The sequence below is a fragment of the Pseudomonas syringae genome (assembly GCF_000737245.1).
Classification (GTDB): Bacteria; Pseudomonadota; Gammaproteobacteria; order Pseudomonadales; family Pseudomonadaceae; genus Aquipseudomonas; species Aquipseudomonas syringae_J.
Genome location: NZ_JPQU01000068.1, coordinates 1 through 19785 on the forward strand (window position 1 = coordinate 1; position 19785 = coordinate 19785).

The window sequence follows — 19785 nt, forward strand, 5'->3', positions numbered from 1 at the left end:
AGCTTGCTCGCGAAGGGGCCAGAATTCCTGAACATCCCTTGAAATCAGGACACCGCCTTCGCGAGCAAGCTCGCTCCCACAAATGCACCGTTTGCTGCGCGACAGCGCGGCGTCAGTAAGACGGGGGATTCACGCCGAAATGTTACCCGCCGGCCGCAATGACAGCGTCACCCAGTAACGGGTGCGGCTCACCACCTGCACCGGCAGGCTGGCGACGAGCAGTTTGAGGATCCGGTCAGTATCGTCCAGGCGGAAGGTGCCGGTGACGTTCAGGCGTTCCAGCTCAGGTTCCCAGCGCAGGATGCCGGGACGATAGCGGCTCAGTTCGGCCAAAAAGACACCTAACGGCTGATTCTCAACACTCAACACACCCTGGCGCCAACCAGGCTGGCTAACATCAAATGCACTGACCGAGGAGATGCCCTCGGTACTCATGGTCGCCCGTTGCCCCGCCTGCAAAGGTACCGAATGGCCGCGTTGCGCTAACAACTCCACGTTGCCGCGCCACACGGAAACCAGGCACTGATCACCTTGCTGGTGAATGCACAAATCCGCCCCAGTGGCCTGCACCCTGCCCTGTCGGGTCTGGATGGTCATGGGCGGTACGTTGCTGGCCATGTTCAAGGCCATTTCGCCTTCGATCAGCGTCAGCAGGCGCCTGCCCTGCTCCAGGTCGATATTCAGGGCGCTGGCAGTATCCAGCTGCAGCACGCTGCCATCTTGCAGGCGCAGATCCCGTCGCTCTCCGGCAGCGGTGCGCAGGTCGGCACGCAACGCGGCAATCGGTGCCTGCTGGGCGAGCATCCAGCCTGCGGGAAGCAACGCCGCCACAATCAGCGCACGCTTGAGCACGGAGCGACGCCCAGAATCGGGCCGGTCGAGGCTGGCCATCGCCAGCTCGGGGGGCAGCCCGGCAAAGCGCTGGCGAAGGCCTTGAGCTTTCTGCCAGGTCTGTTCGTGATGTGGCGATTGCTCGCGCCAGCGTTGTAAACGCGCACGGTCGTCGGCGCTGGCACTGCCTGATTCCAGCAGCACCAGAAAATGGGCTGCATCTTCGGCAATTTGTCGGGTCGACACCGCGCTGTTCACAGGTCGATCATCAGGCAATGGGTGTAAGCCTGAGCCATGTAGCGCTTGACCGTCCGCTGGGAGACCGCGAGTCGTTCAGCGATCTGCGCGTAGTTGAGCCCTTCGAGCTGCGCCCATAGAAAAGCCCGACGTACCGCCAATGGCAGTGCATCGAGCAATTCATCCAGTGCCTGGAGGGTTTCCAGCAGGACCCAACGCTGTTCCGGCGATGGAATCACGGTTTCCGGCAGGGTCGCCAGCGCCTGGAGATAGGCCTGTTCAACGCTGCGACGCTGGTAATGGTTGATCAGCAGGCGCTTGCCCACCGTGATCAGGTAGGCCCGCGGCTCGCGGAGGTTGTGCAGTGGCTCGCTGTGTTGGCTGGCCAGAACCCTGACGAACGTGTCCTGGCTAAGGTCGGCAGCATCCCACGCATTGCCCAAACGACAGCGCAGCCAGTTTTCCAGCCAGCTGCGATGGTCACGATAGAAATTTTCCAGAGTAGGCTCTGACGGCCCTGCTGCTTGCCTCATCGTCAACGGCCCACTGCAATGTCACTATTTAAAATGAGAATCATTCTATTTAGTTACAGTCAGCTCGCCAACTTATTTACATTTGTCATGGCCCAACAGAGGACTTGTGGGAGCGGTGCTTGCCCGCGATAAGGTTTAGGTGATCTGCATAAGTAATCGCAGTGTCCCTATCGCGGGCAAGCACCGCTCCCACACTAGGTCTGCTGCAGCCTTAAATTTTCGGCCCCGCCTACCGCCTCTTCAACCGATCAATAATCACCGCCAGCAACAGGATCGAGCCGCGGATCACGTATTGATAGAAGGTGTCGATGTTCTTCAGGTTCATGGCGTTTTCAATGATGGCCAGAATCAACACCCCGGCGATCACGTGGCGAATCATGCCAATGCCGCCACTCAGTGAAACGCCACCGAGGACACAGGCCGAAATAACTGTCAGCTCGAAGCCCTGACCAATCATCGGCTGACCGGAGGTCATGCGCGATGCCAGCACCACACCGGCCAGCGCGCCAATTACGCCATGCACGGCGAAGATGATGATCTTGGTGCGATCCACGTGCACGCCAGCTAGCAACGCCGCTTCCTGGTTGCCGCCAATGGCCAGAGAATTGCGTCCATAGGTGGTGTAGTTCAACAACCAGCCGAAGAAAGCGAAGCACGCAATGGTGATCAGGATCGGCACCGGCACACCATAAAGCTGGCCGTTGCCGAACACGAAAAAGTCCTCGTTGGAGACTCCCACCGCCTTGCCGTTGGAGAAAATATAAGCCAGGCCACGGACGATCTGCATGGTCGCCAACGTGGCAATCAGGGCGTTGATGCGTAACTTGGCAATCACGATGCCATTGACCAACCCCACCACCAGGCCCATGGCAAGAGCCGCCGAGACACCCAGAAACAAGCTGTCGGTATCACGGATGACAATGCCTGCGATCACCCCGGAGCAGGCCAGCACCGAGCCCACCGACAGATCGAAATGCCCGGAGGCCAGACAGAACAACATGGTGCAGGCCGCGATGCCCACCGTGGAAATAGCCAGGCCCAGGCCACGCATGTTGAGGGGTGACATGAAGTTATCGATGAGCAGCGTACACAGCACAAAGATGCCAACAGCAGCCATGAGCATCGCCCAGTCATCGATAAAGCGACGCAAGTTAAGGCCTTGGCGTGGAGCCGCCAGACTGGTTTCGTTGGACATACGCACCTCTTTCTTATTTTTCATTCAGGTTGTCGTGCTGTTTTGTCAGAACCCGGTAGCGGTTTCAGCCTCGGGTCCGTGGCAGTGCCAGTTGCAATAAACGAGCTTCGTTAGCCTCGTCGCGGTTCAATTCGCCCGTGATAGCGCCTTCACTCATGACCAGAATGCGGTCGGCGATACCCATGACCTCCATCAAGTCGCTGGAGACGACAATCACGGCGATCCCGTCAGCGGCCAGGTTATGGATGATCTGGTAGATCTCCGACTTTGCACCGATGTCGATGCCCCGGGTCGGCTCGTCCAGCAGCAAGACCTTCATCGGCATCGACAGCCAACGGCCGAGGATCGCCTTCTGCTGATTGCCGCCGGAGAGGTAGAGCATTTGCTGATCCGGCGACGGCGTTTTTACATTCATCGATTTGATTTGCTGGCTGGCGTTGCTTTTCTCCCAGCGCCCCTGGATCAGGCAGCCCAGATGGACGTGGCGTGGACGCGCGCCGATGTTGATGTTTTCCGCCACGCTGGAAAGCGGCACGATGCCTTCTTTCTTGCGGTCCTCCGGACAAAGCAGGATGCCTGCGGCGATGGCGTCGCGAGGCGAACGCAGCTCAAGATTCTGCCCCTCGATCTGCAAACTGCCGGATTTGCTGCGGGTCAGCCCCGAGAGCATCCGGAACATCTCGGTACGCCCCGCGCCCACCAGCCCGAAGAAGCCCAGCACTTCACCCTTCTGCACGGCAAAGGTCACCGGCTCCTGCAAACCCGGCCCCAGCAGCCCGGTAACCCGCAGGCCGGGCCCCTGATGTTGACGGGGGCGATAGTTATAAATGTCCTGAATATCGCGGCCGACCATGCAGGTCACCAGCCGGTCGTGGTCCAGTTGTGCCATGTCGTCGAAGGTGCGCACAAAGCGGCCGTCTTTGAACACGGTGACTGCATCGCAAACCCGGAAAATTTCCTCCATGCGGTGGGAGACATAGAGAATCACCCGACCTTCATCGCGAAGCTTGACGATAATCGCCATCAGCCGATCGATTTCCCGGGCTGACAAGCTGCTGGTGGGTTCGTCGAAAGCAATGACATGAGCGTTGCGCGACATGGCCTTGGCGATTTCTACCAGCTGACGCTGGCCAAGGGACAAATCGCCCAAGCGCATGGCCGGGTCGATTTCATCGGCCAGACCTTTGAGCAACTCTTGCGCCTGACGGTACATGGCGCGGCGGTTGACCATCCCCCAGCGGCTGGGCATGTGCCCGAGCAGCAGGTTTTCGGCGACGGACATTTCAGGCACCAGTTGCAGTTCCTGATGGATGACCGCAACGCCCGCCGCAATGCTGTCCGCAGTGGATTTGAAAAGGTAGGGCTGCTCACCAATGGACAGGTTGCCGCTGCTGGGCTGATACGAGCCACCCAGAATCTTCAACAGCGTGGATTTGCCTGCGCCGTTCTCACCCATCAGCGCATGAACGCTGCCAGGGCGCGCTTCGAACGTGATGTCCGACAGCGCACGCACGCCGGGGAAATTTTTACCGATGCCGTTGAAGCGCAAGCCGCCCGCGGGGACTGGTTGTGCAATTGCTACGGGTTGCATAGAACCCTCCACTCATCTGGACCAAAACGTAACATCTGTAGGAGCGAGCTTGCCCGCGATAGCGTCATGTCAGGGGACACATTTTTCGGCGATACACCGCATCGCGGGCAAGCGCACTCCTACGGGTATGAGTCGCTACAGCCCTTACTTCCAAAGCCCGATGTTGGTCAGCACTTCCTGGAAGTTCGCCCGGGTAATCAGCGTCACGTCTTCCATCGCGGTGTATTTCGGAGGTTCTTTGCCAGTGGTCACCCACTCGTAAACCATCAGCGCAGTGTTGTAGCCCTCTTTGTCCGGGCTTGGCAGCATCGAACCAAAGAAGCCGCTTTCCTTCTTCTTCAACTCGTCGATGGCGTCAGTACCGTTGATACCGATGCCGATGACATTGGCAGGCGCGAAGCCGGCGCCCGCTGTGGCTCGCACGCCGCCCAGCACGGTGTTGTCATTCATGCCGCCAACAATCAGGTTTTTGGCCCCTGAAGGCAGTTTAGGCAAGGCTGCGTTGGTGGAGTCCATGCTGCCGGGAACGTCGAGGGTCTTTTGCGGGGTGAAAAGGATGTGATCTTCAGGCAGGCCAGCTTTCTTCAGGGCATCAACAGAGCCGTCGGTGCGCTTCTTGCCAGTGTCCAGTTCGTTGTAGGTATTGATGATCGCGTAGGTGTCTTTCCAGTCCCAATTGCGTTTCTTCGCCTCGGTCGCCATCGCGGCGCCCTGCTTCTGGCCTACCTCAAAAGCGGCCATGCCCAGATAAGGTACGTCCTCCATGAACTTGCCTTTGGCATCGACGAAGCGGTCATCCACCGCCATCACCTTCATGCCGTTGGCCTTGGCTTTAGCCACGATGGCTGGGCCAAGATTGACATCCGGCGGGCAGATCACGAAGCCCTTCACGCCGTTGGCGGCCAGGCTATCGATAGCAGAGAGGGTTTTCTCGCCGTCGGGAACCGCGATTTTGATCACTTCAAAACCGTGATCCTTGCCAGCTTTTTCGGCAAAAGCCCATTCGGTTTGAAACCAGGGTTCTTCAGCCTGTTTGACGAGGAAGCCGATTTTGACTTTATCGGCGGCGAACACTCCGCCGGAAAGACCCAGAACGGCGGTGGCAACAGCGGCACAGCAAAGGGAACGAATCCCGTGACGACTCAACATAGCTAACTCCTTATTGTTATTGAATAGCTACAGCGTCCAGCGTTGATTTAGTGACCTCAGGCGTACCTGATAGCGGAAAGTCCGACGTCACCACGAAAGCTAAATAGTCATACCATATTCGTAATGGCCGCAATGTAACCTAGTGTCACCCGCGGCGTTGACTTCTCCTTTTCGGGCTGGCTTAGGGTTGGATCAGCCTGCAAAACGGATACAAGGCATCCCGCGAATGCCTACCTCGGCCGCCAACAGTGCTCCGTCGAACGTGCCATTTCGGTCGGCTGGTGCAGCAGTGGTGATGTACAGCCTGGTCATGTCGGGGCCGCCAAAGACGCAGCTGGTGGGGTGGCTGACTGGCAGCTCAACCACACGATCGACGCTGCCGTCCGGTGCAAATCGAATCAGGCAGCTACCACCCCAGCGCGCATTCCAGACGTAGCCTTCGGCATCCATGGCCGATCCGTCAGGGACCCCGTGCGATTGCTCGGCTGCCCAGATTGAGCGCATACCGAGGGTGCCGTCGGGAAGAATCGGGTAACGGTAGATCAGGCCATCGAGACTGTCGGCGCTGTACAGCGTGTCGCCGCGGGCATTCCAGAGCAGCGTGTTGACGATGCCTTGTCCGCTCACCAGCGGCGTCACCGCAGCATCGGCATCGATACGAAACAGTCCACCAGAACGCCGCAGCAGGGGCACGTCACCGCCCTGCTCGTCCAGGTTGTTTTGCATGGTACCCAGCCAGAGCCGGCCTTGCGCATCGCAGCGCGCTTCGTTGGCACGATTGCCCGGGACCGGGTCGGCAGCACACAACAGCGTCAGTGCCGGTTCGTAGCCAGGGGAATCCAGATCGAGGCGATACACACCGCTGGCCAGTGTGACCAGAGCATCGCCGTGGACCGAAGGAATGAACGCCGAGACCGGCTCGGGCAGGTGCCATTGCTGGAATTGCTCTTCGAACAGCCGGCAGGCGAGCCGGGCCGCGATGTCGACCCAGTAGAGGGTTTGGGTGTCAGCGTCCCAGAACGGACCTTCGCCCAGCATGAAACGGTGCGCCGAAACGGGCAGCCATTGCATATGAATATGTCCTTTGTTGTTATTTTTGTCGTATAGATCAGCCGCATTGGCAATGCCTGGCCGCCGACTGCTGACTCACAGCTGCGGCATGCAATGTCAGCAGATGAGGAATACTAAATAGTATTACGATTAATTTTTCAAGCTGCCATTTATCGTCTATAAATCCAGAAGCTGCACTTTTGCGAGATAAATAGTCTTACCAATGACGACGCAGCCTCATCCTAGACAACAACAATAAAAGGTAACCTCATGAAACCCTCTGCACTGCTCAGCAGTTTTGGACTGTCCTTGATGATCGCAACCCTCACCGCCAATGCGGCCAGTCTGTCCAGCGAACACAGCGCCTTCGGCAGCACCTCCGATGGCACTGCGGTCGAGAAATACACTCTGCGCAACAGCCATGGCGTCGAAGCCAGCATCATCACCTACGGCGCGACGCTGCAGTCGCTGATGGTGCCGGACAAGAGCGGCAAAGTCGCCGATGTGGTGCTTGGCTTTGATGACGTCAAGGGCTATCAGGACAACGGCACAGTGTATTTCGGCGCGACCATCGGCCGTTTTGGTAACCGTCTGGCAGGCGGCCAGTTCAAGCTCGATGGCAAAACCTACCAGGTGCCGCAAAACGACAAAACCAACGCTTTGCACGGCGGCCCTCAGGGTTTTGACAAGCGGGTATGGAAAGCAGAACCGAGCAACGAAAATGGCTGGGTGGGGGTGAAACTCACCTACCTGTCAGCCGATGGCGAGATGGGCTTCCCAGGTAATCTGAACACTCAGGTGACCTACAGCCTCAACGAGAAAAACGAGCTGCGCATCCAGTACCGGGCCACCACAGACAAGCCCACTGTGCTGAACCTGACCAATCACAGCTATTTCAACCTGGCAGGTGCAGGCGAAGGTGATGTGCTCAAGCAAGTGGCAATGCTGCATGCGTCGCACTACACGCCAGTCAACGAAAAGCTGATCCCCACCGGCGAACTGCCAGCGGTCAAAGGCACGCCCATGGACTTCCTGAAGCCGACCGCCATCGGCAAGAACATCCACGCCGACCATCAGCAATTGAAATATGCCGAGCCGAAACAAGGCGGCTTTGATTTCAACTGGGTGCTCGATACCAAGGGCGACGTCGGCAAGCTGGCCGCCGAAGTCAGTGACCCGCAATCCGGGCGCCGTCTGCAGTTGTTCACCAGCGAGCCGGGCGTGCAGCTGTATACCGGCAACTTCCTGGACGGCAGCATCCACGGCAAAGGCGGCAAGGTTTACCCGCACTGGGGCGCCTTCACCCTGGAAACCCAACACTACCCGGATGCGCCGAACCAGCCGAAATTCCAGAGCACAAGGCTGGATCCGGGCAAAACCTATACCCAGACGACGGTGTTTAAATTTTTGTAGGGCTCACACAACACCTGCGGTGCTTGCCCGCGATATGGCTTTACGCGGTTCACTTAAGATCGCGTTGACCTTATCGCGGGCAAGCTCCGCTCCCACACGGTGTTCACAGGCTGTTTGCCGGCGGCATTTCAGTCAATGAACAGGTTCGAATGTCCCGGCCTCTTCCCGGCTAAAGCCGGTCCCACGTCACCAAATCCCTTGCGGACAAACAGGGTGGTGTTCACAGGTTATTTACCTCGCATCGCCTTGACCATCGCATCAACGTTGTACCGGAACATCTGCACATAGCTGGCCGCCGGCCCGTCGGCTGGCGACAGCGCTTCGACATACAACTCGCCACCAGGTTTGGCACCGCTCGCGTCGGCGATCTGTTTGACCAGACGTGGATCACCGGAATTTTCGAAGAAATAAGCGCTGACATGGTCCGCCTTGATCTGCCGGATGAGCTTGCCCACATCGGCGGCTGATGGTTCAGACTCGGTGGAAAAACCCAGTGGCGAGAGGAAGGTCACGCCATAGGCATCACCGAAGTAGCCGAAGGCATCGTGTGAGGTCAGGACCTTGCGTTGAGTGGCGGGAATGCTCTGGATTTGCGTGCGAGCGTAACTGTCCAGCGTCTTGAGCTGAGCGCTATAGCGCTCGCCATTGGCCTGATAAACGCTGGCACCTGCCGGATCAATCTTCTGCAAGGCCGTTACGATGTTGCGGACATAGATCACCGCATTAGCGGCGCTGTTCCAAGCGTGGGGATCGGTGATGCGCTGGCCGTCTTCTTCCATGCTGCGAGTCTTGATCCCGGTGGACAGCACCACTGGCTCGCCCTTGTAACCGGAGGCCTTGATCAAACGGTCCATCCAGCCTTCCAGATGCAGGCCACTGACAAACGCAACGTCGGCTTTTTTCAGTGCCTGGGCGTCTGCCGGAGTCGGTTCGTACACGTGCGGGTCGCCATTGGGGCCGATCAGCGACGTGACATGCACGCGCTCGCCGCCGACGTTCTGCACCATATCGGCGATGACCGTGAAAGATGCTACCGCCTCAAGCGGTTTAGCCTGAGCCAGAACGCTAAACCCGGACAGCGCGAAGGCTGCCAATGTGCCGAACAGCATTGATCTTTTCATGACGCACCTTTTTTCAACTGGCCAGATGGGATTGGGGAAACAGCCGCCGCAGGATGCCGGTACGGCCAAACAACAGTGAAAACCCGTAGAACGCGCTAGCGGTCAGGACGATGGCAGGGCCGGAAGCGACGCCCAGGTGATAGGAGATGATCAAGCCGATCAGCCCCGACAAAGTGGCAACCAGGGTCGAGATCAGCACCAGCGCGCTGAGCGACGTCGCCCAGAACCGCGCCGCCGTGGCAGGCAGCATCATCATGCCCACCGCCATCAAGGTGCCCAGCGCCTGAAACCCGGCCACAAGATTGAGTACCACCAGCAGCAGAAACAGCACGTGATACAACGACCCGCGTCCGCCCACCGCGCGCAGAAAACCGGGATCGAAACATTCCAGCACTAAAGGCCGATAGATCAGCGCCAGCAGAATAAGCGTGAACGATGCGATGCCGCCGACCATGTAAATGGCATCGGCATCAATCGCCAGAATGGTGCCGAAGAGCACATGCAGCAGATCGATGTTGGAGCCGTGCAGCGAAACGATCATTACCCCGGCGGCCAGTGACGTCAGGTAGAAGCTGGCAAAACTGGCGTCCTCGCGCAGTGTGGTGAGCCGACTGACCAGCCCGGACAACAGCGCAACCGCCAGGCCGGCAATCAGCCCACCAATGCCCATGGCCGGTAATGAGAGCCCGAAAAACAGAAAACCCAGCGCCGCACCGGGCAATACCGCGTGACTCATCGCATCCCCCACTAGACTCATGCGCCGCAACATCAGCAACACACCCACGGGACCGGAGCCAATGCCCAGCGCCAGGCAGGCCACCAGGGCGCGGCGCATGAAGCCAAATTCGACGAAGGGGTCGATCAGGAGGTTGTAGAGCGTCATAACTGCAATCTCAACAAACGAACTGGATAGCGGCTTGGAATCCGAGCCCCTGTGGGAGCGGAGCTTGGTCTGGGCAGCATTCCGACGATAAGGTCAATGCCGCCCAGACCAAGCACCGCTCCCACAGGTTCTGTATTCACAGCCAAAGAACGCGGTCTCAGGAGCATTCAGCATCCTCCACCCCACACAATTGCGCATCCGCACTCCAGAACTCCGCCATATTCCTTGCCTTGCGCAGGTTTACTGCATTGAGCACGTCGGCGGTCGCGCCCCAGGCGATGGCTTCGCGGGCCATGAGCAAGGTTTGGGGAAAATGCTGGCGCACCTGGTCGATGTCATGCAGCACAGCGATGACTGTCCTGCCCTGCTCGTGCCAGCCCCGTACCAGCTCCAGCAGGTCCCGGGTTGTGCGGGCGTCGATGGCGGTGAACGGTTCGTCGAGCAAGATCACCGCTGCGTCCTGCAATAACAGACGGGCAAACAGCACCCGTTGAAATTGCCCTGAAGACAGCGAACCGATGCTGCGGGATTCAAAACCTTCGAGGCCCACCGCTTGCAACGCTTCACGGGTGCGCCTGGCCGCATCGCGACCCAGGCCACGAAACGCACCCATGCTGCGCCACGCCCCCATGGCCACGGTATCGGCGACGCTTAGCGGAAAGCTGCGATCAATCTCTGCCGCCTGGGGCAGGTAACCCAGAGTTCTCGTGGCCAGATTGCCGCGATCCACCTTCCCCGCTGCGGGCTTCATGGTCCCGGCAATGGCTTTGATCAAAGTCGACTTACCCGCACCGTTAGGCCCGACGATGGCCGTCAGACTGCCAGTTTCGAAACAACCGGTGATGTGATGCACCGCCGGACGCCGTTCGTAGGCAACGGTGAGGTCTTTGAGCGAAATGGCCGCGCTCATGGAATGGCCACCGCCCAGACGATGGCTAGCCACAGCAAAACCAACATGCCAAAAGCAAGGAGGATTCTTTTCCATGCCGGCTGGGCCAACACCGAGCCAGCAATGGAAGGGGCGCGAGGAGTTATCATGAGCCGTAACCTGCAACGATTCGTTACAGTATTACATAGCAATCAAGCTAAGTGTTATGAAGTAACACTTTTATCTCATCATCGAACGATGGATTTAAAACCTCAATCAACCCGTCCACGTTTTCCAGGCCGATAGGCAAGTCTACGATTCGGGGGAGTCTCGGGTTGTGAGGTTGCTTCTGACCCAGACACGACGCTGTCGGAGTTCGCACTCACCGTTAGTGATGGCCTACTGCAGCGACTGCCCCACGCCGGTCGATTACCTCGGCAATTGCAGCTCCGACGCCGGAATGATCCGCGCCAGACGCACCACCGTCACGCCCGGACCCAGATGGCGCAGAGAGGGCTGCACCAGCACGCAATTATCGTAAGGTGTAACGACGTCCCGATCGCCATCCCGGGCGATGACCGTGCCCGCCCGTTCAATCAACTCCAGCCCTCGATAATCCTCGACGAAGGTGAAGTCCATGCTGCTGGCGACTACAGGCTCGGTGACCTGCAAGAAGCGCTGGACAGCTGGACGCTTTTGACTGAGAAACCCCTTCACATCGGACTCCAGCACTGCACCTGTGCAGATCAGAAAGCGAGCGGCAATATCCAGCGCCACTTGCTCGCTTAATCTGGAAAAATGTTGCCCTGTCTCGATCAGCAAGGCGTTCTTCTTGCTGGCGGCATCGTCGAAGCCGCCGTAATCGCGCATACGTTTGCCGTTGAGGTGACCGTTGTCAGCAACCACCACCTCCGGCACACCCAGGGCTGCTGCAAATTCCAGCCCTTTGATCTGGGCGCCGCTCATCATCACCGGCGCCGCTTCTTCATGCATCGAGTGGATATCCAGCAACAGATCAACGCTGTCGATCAGCGGGCGCAAAGCTCGCGCCCGATTCAGCTCGACCGACACTTCATCACCGTCCAGCCTTGCAGGGACCCAGACCCGATTCATGTCTTCATCGATATAGCGCGTGGCGTCGATGTCCTGAGGATCGAATCGGTGGTACGCCTCGACATTGCCAAACGCCAGGCTCAAGCGTCCTTGACGCGGGCGAACACCCGCGCGTAACAAGGCGTCCACTGCGATGGCGCCCGTGACTTCATTGCCGTGGGTCAGGGCCATGACCATCACGTGAGGCCCAGGCACGCCACTGTCGAAACTGTGCACGTATTCGACGCCAGTATTGCCGGTCTGCCATTGACGGATATCCGGAAATTCAACTTCCACCGGGTACGGTTGCAGCGTTGCGCGAACTTGCTCAAGGGTTTTCATTGCCATCTCCGACAGATAAAAGTTTGCATGCGCCGGGCGTCATGGCCCGGCAACGACGATCTTGTTGTGGGGGTCTTATGAATCAGTGCTGAGGCTGGCTGCGCATGCGGCGGCCAAGAGCGATGACCGAAATCATGCTGATCAGCACCGTGGCCATGACATAGAAACTCGGCGCCAGCTTGCTGCCGGTGGCTTCGATCATCCACGTCACGATCAGAGGCGCGAAACCGCCGAACAGGGTCACTGAAAAGTTGTAACTCAGGGCCAGGCCGGTGCCGCGGATACTGGTCGGGAAGATATCCGCCAGCATCGCCGGTATGGGTCCAAGACAGGCGGCGATCAAGATGCCGACAACCGCCTGGACCATTAGCAAAGTACTTAGCGACGGGAAAGCGTTGAGCAGCACAAACATCGGGTAGGACGACAGACCGGTGATCAACAGCGCGACACTCAATACCTTGAAGCGGCCCAGGCGATCAGAAAGACCACCGAACACCGGTGCCATGATCATCAACATCACCCCGGTGATCAGCGCTCCCATGTAGGAGGATGTGGCGGTAATGTGCAATTGCTTGAGTGCATAGGTCGGCATGTACAGCTTGTGTACGTAGTTGAAAGCGGTTGCTCCGGAAACCACGCCGATAGCCAGTAACAGGCTGACATGCCCTTTGATCAATACGTCGCGCAGCGGCGTGCGATTGGTTTCCTGGCTGGCGACTTTCTGAAAGTCCGGAGTTTCATCGATCTGGCTGCGAATATACAAACCCACCGGACCAATCAACAAACCGACGCCAAAGGCAACCCGCCAGCCCCAGTCACTGAGTTGTACGTCCGTCAGCACGTAGCTGAGCAAAGCACTCATGCCGGCTGCCAGAATAGTTGCCAGCCCTTGGGTCGACAGCTGCCAGCTGGCGAAAAAACCACGGCGTTTTGCATCGGCGTGTTCGACCATGAAAGCCGTCGCGGCACCAAATTCGCCACCCGTGGAAAACCCCTGCAGCATTCGGGCAACGATGATGATCAACGGCGCTGCGTAGCCGATCTGCTCGAAGGTCGGTACGAAGGTAATCAGTGCCGTGCCAATCATCATGATCAGGATCGACATTGTCAGCGATGCCTTGCGCCCTGCCCGATCTGCATAAGAGCCAAGCACGATCGCACCCAGTGGCCGCATGAGGAACGAGATACCAAACGAGCCGACACTCAGTAATAGCGAGGTGGTTTCGTTATCGGAAGGGAAAAACAACTTGCCAATGATGATCGCGAAGTAGCCGTAGATCAGCAGGTCGTAGAATTCCAGCGCATTGCCGATACTGGCGGCGACGATTTCTTTCCACGGACTGCGCCGTGGCGCAGCCATTGAAGCATGGGTTGCTGCCGTTTGAACTGTCATGAATAGGCCCCGGTTAATCACAGTGGCGACCGCTCATGTCAAACCGGCTGGCGACAATGAGGATCGCGGTATTTTTATGGGCGGCGCGAATCAACGGTTCAGGGCGTCTGAACCCACATTGCCTTCACCCCGGGGCTAAGTTGAATCAAGGAAATCAACCCGACAATTGCTGTTTCGGCACAGGCCTGAGCCTTTCGGGCACGCCTTCGATGGCGTCTGACTTGCGGCGGCACTTCATAAGCCGAGTTTTTTTCATTTGCCCTGAATCGGTGCATCCTCAGACAGGCCGCGCCAGATTCTCATGACCTGTTCTGCCTGATTCGAGCGGCGCCGATGCAGGGATATATCAAAGCCAATCGTCAGTTCGGGACCGCCAGCCATGACCAGTTCTCCAGCCGCCAGAGCAGCCTTGACCACCATTTTCGGTAACCAGGCCAGACCGTTGCCACGTTTGGCCATTTGCAGAATCGCGTCGTAGGAATCCGCCTGGTAGGTCATGCGTAACGCCACCCGTTGCGGCAGGCCCGCCAGATGCTGGGCCAGTACTCCGCGCAAGGCCAGGGTCGGCGAGAAGGCGAGCCAGGGAACGCTGGAGGCCGAGATGCCTGGGGAAATCTGGAAGCGTGGTTGGCCGTCGGCATCCGGAGCGCTGACCGGAACCAGAGCCTCACGGGCCAACACCAGAGAATCAAAGCGTTCGGGGTCGATCAGGATCTGGGTTAGCGGGCTCGAGAAAATCAGCAGCAGATCAACCTCCCCGGCGGAGACCCGGCTGATCGCTTCCTGTGAGCCACTGGTCACCAGTGAAACCGCGAAAGACCCGAAGCGCTGATTGAGCGACTCGTACCAGTCCGGAAAGAAATCGCTGGCCAGGGTGCGTCCGGTGGCGATGCGCACCGGTTCGTCGCGGTTCAGGCCGACATTCTGAAACTGTGCACGGGCTGCTTTCAGCAACCCCAGTGACTGGGTCGCCGCTTCAAGGAACAGCAGACCTGCCGGGGTCAGCGACAGTGGCTGCTTGCGCTCGATCAGGGGGACGCCAAACCAGTCTTCCAGCGCCTTGATCCGCCGCCCGAACGCAGGGTGCGTCACGCAGCGGTTTTGCGCTGCCCGAGACAGGCTTCGTGTCTCGGCCAGCTCTATAAAGTCTTCAAGCCATTCCAGTTGCATGCAATGTTCCTGATAGAGGGTCCGCGCAAATGCGACGATCTGACGAAGGACCTATAGGAGCGCGCTTGCCCGCGATCCAGCCGACGCGGTCCGCCTGCAACACCGCGCTATCGTTCATCGCGGGCAAGCGCGATCCTACAGGCCCAAATAACCGTCAGACCATAACTCAGAGCGCCGACAACTCGAAGCAGTCGATTTCCGACCAACGCGATGTAGACGACAAAGCAAACCTTGAACCTGCCCGCCCAACCCGATACTGTACATACGAACAGTATCGGAGTTTTCCATGCAGCTGATCGACAAGCTCAGCATCCTCGCTGATGCCGCCAAATACGACGCGTCATGCGCCAGCAGCGGCGCGCCCAAGCGCAGCTCCGAGGGCAAGAGCGGCCTGGGTTCGAGCAATGGCATGGGTATTTGCCACAGCTATACGCCGGACGGGCGTTGCGTGTCCCTGCTCAAGATCCTGCTGACCAATTTCTGTCTGTATGACTGCCAGTACTGCGTCAATCGCCGATCCAGCGATGTGCCCCGCGCCCGTTTCAGCCCTGAAGAAGTGGTGACCCTGACACTGGATTTCTACCGGCGCAATTGCGTGAGCGGTCTGTTTCTCAGCTCCGGCATTATCCGCTCTGCCGACTACACCATGGAGCAGCTGATCGAAGTCGCCCGGTTACTCCGTGAGGTCCACGAATTTCGCGGTTACATCCATCTCAAGACCATCCCGGATGCTGATCCCGCACTGATCGAACGGGCTGGCCGTTACGCCGATCGGCTGAGCGTCAATATTGAGCTGCCGACCGATGCAGGCCTGAAAACCCTCGCCCCGGAAAAAGACGTAGCCTCTATCAAACAAGCCATGCAAACGATTCACACGGGCCAGCAAACTATCCTTAACGAGCCTCGTGCACCCCGCTTCGTACCTGCCGGGCAAAGTACCCAGATGATTGTCGGTGCCGACGAAACGGACGACAGCACCATCCTGCGCAGTGCCGAGTCCCTCTACGGTAATTATGGCCTTCGTCGGGTTTACTACTCGGCGTTCAGCCCGATTCCCAACAGCCCGAAAAGCGTACCTCTGGCCGCCCCACCGCTGATGCGCGAGCATCGACTGTATCAGGCGGATTTCCTGTTGCGCGGATATGGGTTCAAGGTCAATGAACTGTTCCAGGGGCCGGGCCATCTGGCGCTCGACATCGACCCGAAACTGGCCTGGGCGCTGAACAACCGTAACCTGTTCCCGCTGGACCTGAACCGCGCCGACGCTTCACTGATTGCGCGGATTCCCGGCATTGGCATCCGCACCACCAACCGGCTGATGGAATTGCGTCGCCAGCGGCGGATTCGCTACGAAGATCTGACCCGCATGCGCTGTGTGCTGGCCAAGGCCAAGCCTTTCATCATCACCAGCGACTATCACCCGACTCAAGCGGAGAGCAGCAGCGAATCCCTGCACCAGTTGCTGCGTGACCGCCCGCAGCCCCAGCAAATGGGGTTATGGGGATGATCAGCCTGGACTGCGACGACCTGTTCGCCAGCTGGCGGGAGCAAGCACGCTGGCTGCTCAGCCACCACATCGATCCCAGCGAAGTCAGTTGGGCGTCCAGTGACGCCGCGGGCCTGTTCGCCTCCGATCACAGCTACCCCGAGCATCAAGGCCCCTTTCAGGCGCGGATTCCGCAGGCATTGCTGCAATCACTGGAAAACGCTGCGCAATACCGGGGTGAACAACGCTGGAGTCTGCTCTACGAAGTGCTATGGCGAGTCAGTCACGGCGACCGTACGGCCATGCTGGCTGGAGACAAGCTGGGCAGCGAACTGCATCGGCGCATCAAGCAAGTGAGTCGTGAAGCTCATCACTTGCATGCATTTCTGCGCTTCGTGGCATTGCCCGCGCCGGAACTGCCGACCGAATGCGCGCAACCGCAATACGTTGCCTGGCACGAACCGGCTCACGACATATTGCACAGTGCCAGTGAGCATTTCATTGGGCGCATGGGGCAGCATCGGTGGATGATCGCCACGCCCCGGGACGGCGTGTTCTACGACGGCCAGCAGTTGATTCATCATCGCGTCTGCCCCCCTGAGTGGCAGGCATTGGCTCGCAATGCCGAGGATCCGGGTGGCGAACTCTGGTTGACGTATTACAGCCACATCTTCAATCCGGCGCGGCTCAACCCGAAGGTCATGCAAGGCCATCTGCCTAGCCGCTTCTGGAAGAATCTGCCCGAGGGCCCATTGATTCCGGCACTGATCAGCGAAGCGCGGACCGGCAAACAGCGCGATGGTCAGGCCAGCCAGATCGCAAGCAAGCCCGGCAAGCGTATAAGCCGTGGGCCGCAGCTCAATACTGCTCAGCGTATCGAGCCTTGACCTATCCATGCGCAACTCGGCATTAGCCTGCATGTAAACACCTGTTTGACCTCCATTCTGTTAACCTGCGCTACGCCTTGAACGCGCCTGACCCCATCAGTGAGAAGGGGTCAGTACTGGGAAAACCAAATGGAAGGCATAGGCAGCAGACTCAAGTCGGAGCGCAAGCGACTGGAGCTTTCACAGCACGCCCTGGGCGCAGTCGGTGGCATTGAAGCCAATGCGCAGGGGCTTTATGAGAGAGGCAAGCGTTTCCCCAACGCGGGCTATCTGAGCGCAATCGCGGCAGCAGGTATTGACGTTTTGTACGTGATAACCGGTACCCGCAAAGTCCGCGCGGCGGATGCCATGACCGACGGTGACACCAAACTACTGAGCGAGCTGGACCGTTTGCCTGACGATGTCCAGGAAGACATCAAACGCCTGATCAGTACTTTGTTCAAAGCCGATGTCAGCAACCTGTAAGCCCTGACTTCCCTTCTCCGTCGGTGCGAGCGAACACGATGAGCTCCTAAAGACCATCCGTTTATCCAGACCCACCTCAGTCCTTCAGGCCCGTCGTCCGGACGCAATGCTGTCGTGCAGCACTGGACTTGTGGGAGCGAGCTTGCTCGCGAAAGCAGTATCCAGGTTTAGATAGGTGCTTGAGAATTCCGACCTCTTCGCGAGCAAGCTCGCTCCCACAAAAACGAAGTGGGTTTTGCCTGACACACTTGGCAAATCGCTGCCTTCGGCAGCTCCTACAGGGCATTCGTTCCTCCAGACACATCACGTGCGGCAGCCGTAGGGCGAGCACATCTGCAAATTTTCGTCTACCGTGCAGTGCTGGAAATCTGTCTGGCCGTTGATCAGCGTCTTCGGCCCACTTCGCTCGATAACGGAGGCTGCATGACCGCTCTACTTGGACATAACTTCATCAATGGCACCCGCAGCGCCGCTGGCTCGGTCAGCCTGCATAGTCTGGATGCCACCACCGGCGAAGCGCTGCCCCTGACTTTCATGGAAGCGACCCGCGACGAGGTCGATGCAGCGGCGTTGGCGGCCGCACACGCCTACCCGGCCTACCGCACGACAACTGCGCTGCAACGTGCCACTTTTCTCGACGCAATCGCTGACGAACTGGACGCCTTGGGTGATGAATTCATCGCCATGGTTTGCCGGGAAACCGCCTTGCCACCTGGTCGAATTCACGGTGAGCGAGCGCGAACCAGCGGACAGATGCGCCTTTTTGCGCAACTGCTGCGCCGGGGTGATTTCTATGGCGCGCGTATCGATCGAGCGCTGCCTGATCGCCAACCCGCCGCTCGACCTGACCTGCGCCAATACCATATCGGTCTGGGGCCGGTTGCCGTGTTCGGGGCGAGCAACTTTCCGTTGGCGTTTTCGACTGCCGGTGGCGACACGGCAGCGGCACTGGCGGCTGGCTGCCCTGTGGTGTTCAAAGCACATCCGGGACACATGGCAACCGCCGAATGGGCAGCGCTGGCTATCATCCGGGCGGCGGAAAAAACCGCGATGCCTGCCGGTGTCTTCAACATGATTTACGGCGGCACGGTGGGTGCCTGGCTGGTTCAACATCCGGCGATCAAAGCCGTTGGCTTCACCGGCTCGCTGGGTGGCGGTCGTGCCCTTTGCGACATGGCAGCGGCCCGCCCGGAACCGATTCCAGTGTTCGCCGAGATGTCCAGCATCAACCCGATGCTGGTACTGCCCGAAGCCCTCAACGCGCGGGCCGAAAAAATCGCCGCCGAACTGGCTGCCTCTGTGGTGCTCGGTGGCGGGCAATTCTGTACCAAGCCCGGGCTGGTGCTGGGAATTGCTTCACCACAGTTCGAGCACTTTCTGGACCGCCTCGGCCAGCTGATACAGGCTCATGCACCGCACACGCTGCTCAATGCAGGCGGTCTGTGTAATTTCTCCGATGGCCTGGGCCGGTTGGCCAGCCACCCTGGCATGCAGCATTTGGCCGGGCATGTACAGCAAGGCAATCAGGCATTCCCGCAGCTGTATTCAGCCGACGTGTCGTTACTGCTTGATGGCGACCCGCTGCTGCAACATGAAGTCTTTGGCCCGATGCTAGTGGCGGTGACTGTCGCCGATGTCGCTCAATTAAAACAGGCTGTGCACAGCCTGCAAGGCCAGCTGACCGCAACATTGATTGCCGACCCTGGAGATTTCACCGCTTTCGCCGATCTGGTTCCGCTGCTTGAACACAAGGCCGGTCGATTGCTAATCAATGGCTACCCAACCGGTGTCGAGGTCAGCGACGCCATGGTCCACGGCGGCCCTTACCCGGCGACCTCGGATGCTCGGGGGACCTCGGTGGGCACGTTATCGATCAACCGCTTTCTACGGCCTATCTGCTTTCAAAACTACCCGGACGTTTTGCTCCCTGATGCGCTCAAGGATGCCAACCCGCTGGGCTTGATGCGGCTGGTGGATGGAGTGGCGACGCGCGAGGCTATCTGACTCACTGATGAGCTGTAGAAGCGCACGAGCGGCGCGAGGCCGCGATAGCAGTGTCAGGCAAACCGCTATCGCGGC

Annotated in this window: 17 protein-coding genes; 5 read left to right on the forward strand and 12 right to left on the reverse strand. The window is 58.9% G+C overall.

Translation table 11 applies throughout. The features are described 5' to 3' along the window. Positions 1-129: 129 nt before the first annotated feature. The 6 genes from IV01_RS04080 to IV01_RS04055 all read right to left on the reverse strand — a co-directional run bounded on the left by IV01_RS04080 (position 130) and on the right by IV01_RS04055 (position 6607). Complete coding sequence (locus tag IV01_RS04080; RefSeq protein ID WP_032630927.1) at positions 130-1089, reverse strand: FecR domain-containing protein; 960 nt, start codon at positions 1087-1089, stop codon at positions 130-132. Next, the gene (locus tag IV01_RS04075) at positions 1086-1601 is read right to left on the reverse strand and encodes a sigma-70 family RNA polymerase sigma factor (protein ID WP_032630928.1); all 516 of its coding nucleotides are present in this window, start codon (positions 1599-1601) and stop codon (positions 1086-1088) included. Before IV01_RS04075 ends, IV01_RS04080 begins: the two co-directional genes overlap by 4 nt. Positions 1602-1830: 229 nt before the next feature. Next, positions 1831-2796: an L-arabinose ABC transporter permease AraH gene (araH, locus tag IV01_RS04070; RefSeq protein ID WP_032630930.1), complete on the reverse strand. Its 966-nt coding sequence runs from the start codon at positions 2794-2796 to the stop codon at positions 1831-1833. Between the two features lie 64 nt (positions 2797-2860). After that, the gene (gene araG, locus IV01_RS04065) at positions 2861-4387 is read right to left on the reverse strand and encodes an L-arabinose ABC transporter ATP-binding protein AraG (RefSeq protein ID WP_032630931.1); all 1527 of its coding nucleotides are present in this window, start codon (positions 4385-4387) and stop codon (positions 2861-2863) included. Between the two features lie 144 nt (positions 4388-4531). After that, on the reverse strand, positions 4532-5536 hold the full coding sequence (locus IV01_RS04060; protein WP_032630932.1) for a substrate-binding domain-containing protein: 1005 nt from the start codon (positions 5534-5536) through the stop codon (positions 4532-4534). A gap of 192 nt (positions 5537-5728) precedes the next feature. After that, a complete protein-coding gene (locus tag IV01_RS04055; protein WP_032630933.1) occupies positions 5729-6607 on the reverse strand; it encodes an SMP-30/gluconolactonase/LRE family protein in 879 nt (292 codons plus the stop codon). Positions 6608-6856: 249 nt separating this feature from the next. Here IV01_RS04055 and IV01_RS04050 point away from each other — a divergent pair, with 249 nt between their 5' ends. Next, positions 6857-7999, forward strand: a complete 1143-nt coding sequence (locus tag IV01_RS04050) for an aldose epimerase family protein (RefSeq protein WP_032630934.1) — start codon at positions 6857-6859, stop codon at positions 7997-7999. Positions 8000-8226: 227 nt separating this feature from the next. Here the strand turns inward: IV01_RS04050 and IV01_RS04045 are convergent, their stop codons facing one another. The 6 genes from IV01_RS04045 to IV01_RS04020 all read right to left on the reverse strand — a co-directional run bounded on the left by IV01_RS04045 (position 8227) and on the right by IV01_RS04020 (position 14868). Next, positions 8227-9120 (reverse strand): metal ABC transporter substrate-binding protein, encoded by an 894-nt coding sequence (locus tag IV01_RS04045; protein WP_032630935.1) that lies wholly within the window; start codon positions 9118-9120, stop codon positions 8227-8229. A gap of 13 nt (positions 9121-9133) precedes the next feature. Then, entirely contained in the window at positions 9134-10003 is an 870-nt protein-coding gene (locus IV01_RS04040; protein ID WP_032630937.1) for a metal ABC transporter permease, read from the reverse strand. A 157-nt stretch (positions 10004-10160) separates the two neighbouring features. After that, entirely contained in the window at positions 10161-10913 is a 753-nt protein-coding gene (aztA, locus tag IV01_RS04035; protein ID WP_032630946.1) for a zinc ABC transporter ATP-binding protein AztA, read from the reverse strand. Positions 10914-11300: 387 nt separating this feature from the next. Further along, positions 11301-12305, reverse strand: a complete 1005-nt coding sequence (locus IV01_RS04030; protein WP_032630938.1) for a M14 family metallopeptidase — start codon at positions 12303-12305, stop codon at positions 11301-11303. Positions 12306-12387: 82 nt separating this feature from the next. Then, a complete protein-coding gene (locus IV01_RS04025; RefSeq protein ID WP_032630939.1) occupies positions 12388-13698 on the reverse strand; it encodes an MFS transporter in 1311 nt (436 codons plus the stop codon). A 252-nt stretch (positions 13699-13950) separates the two neighbouring features. Further along, positions 13951-14868 carry a LysR family transcriptional regulator gene (locus IV01_RS04020; RefSeq protein ID WP_032630941.1) on the reverse strand — a complete coding sequence of 306 codons (918 nt, stop codon included), beginning with the start codon at positions 14866-14868 and terminating at the stop codon, positions 13951-13953. A gap of 286 nt (positions 14869-15154) precedes the next feature. Here IV01_RS04020 and IV01_RS04015 point away from each other — a divergent pair, with 286 nt between their 5' ends. The 4 genes from IV01_RS04015 to IV01_RS04005 all read left to right on the forward strand — a co-directional run bounded on the left by IV01_RS04015 (position 15155) and on the right by IV01_RS04005 (position 19710). Beyond that, the gene (locus tag IV01_RS04015) at positions 15155-16375 is read left to right on the forward strand and encodes a putative DNA modification/repair radical SAM protein (protein ID WP_032630942.1); all 1221 of its coding nucleotides are present in this window, start codon (positions 15155-15157) and stop codon (positions 16373-16375) included. Continuing rightward, complete coding sequence (locus IV01_RS0125470; protein WP_195758816.1) at positions 16366-17241, forward strand: TIGR03915 family putative DNA repair protein; 876 nt, start codon at positions 16366-16368, stop codon at positions 17239-17241. The genes IV01_RS04015 and IV01_RS0125470 overlap by 10 nt, the downstream gene beginning before the upstream one ends. 129 nt (positions 17242-17370) lie before the next feature. Then, complete coding sequence (locus tag IV01_RS04010) at positions 17371-17706, forward strand: helix-turn-helix domain-containing protein (protein ID WP_032630943.1); 336 nt, start codon at positions 17371-17373, stop codon at positions 17704-17706. 423 nt (positions 17707-18129) lie between these two features. Further along, positions 18130-19710: an aldehyde dehydrogenase (NADP(+)) gene (locus tag IV01_RS04005; protein ID WP_032630944.1), complete on the forward strand. Its 1581-nt coding sequence runs from the start codon at positions 18130-18132 to the stop codon at positions 19708-19710. The last annotated feature ends 75 nt before the right edge of the window (positions 19711-19785 follow it).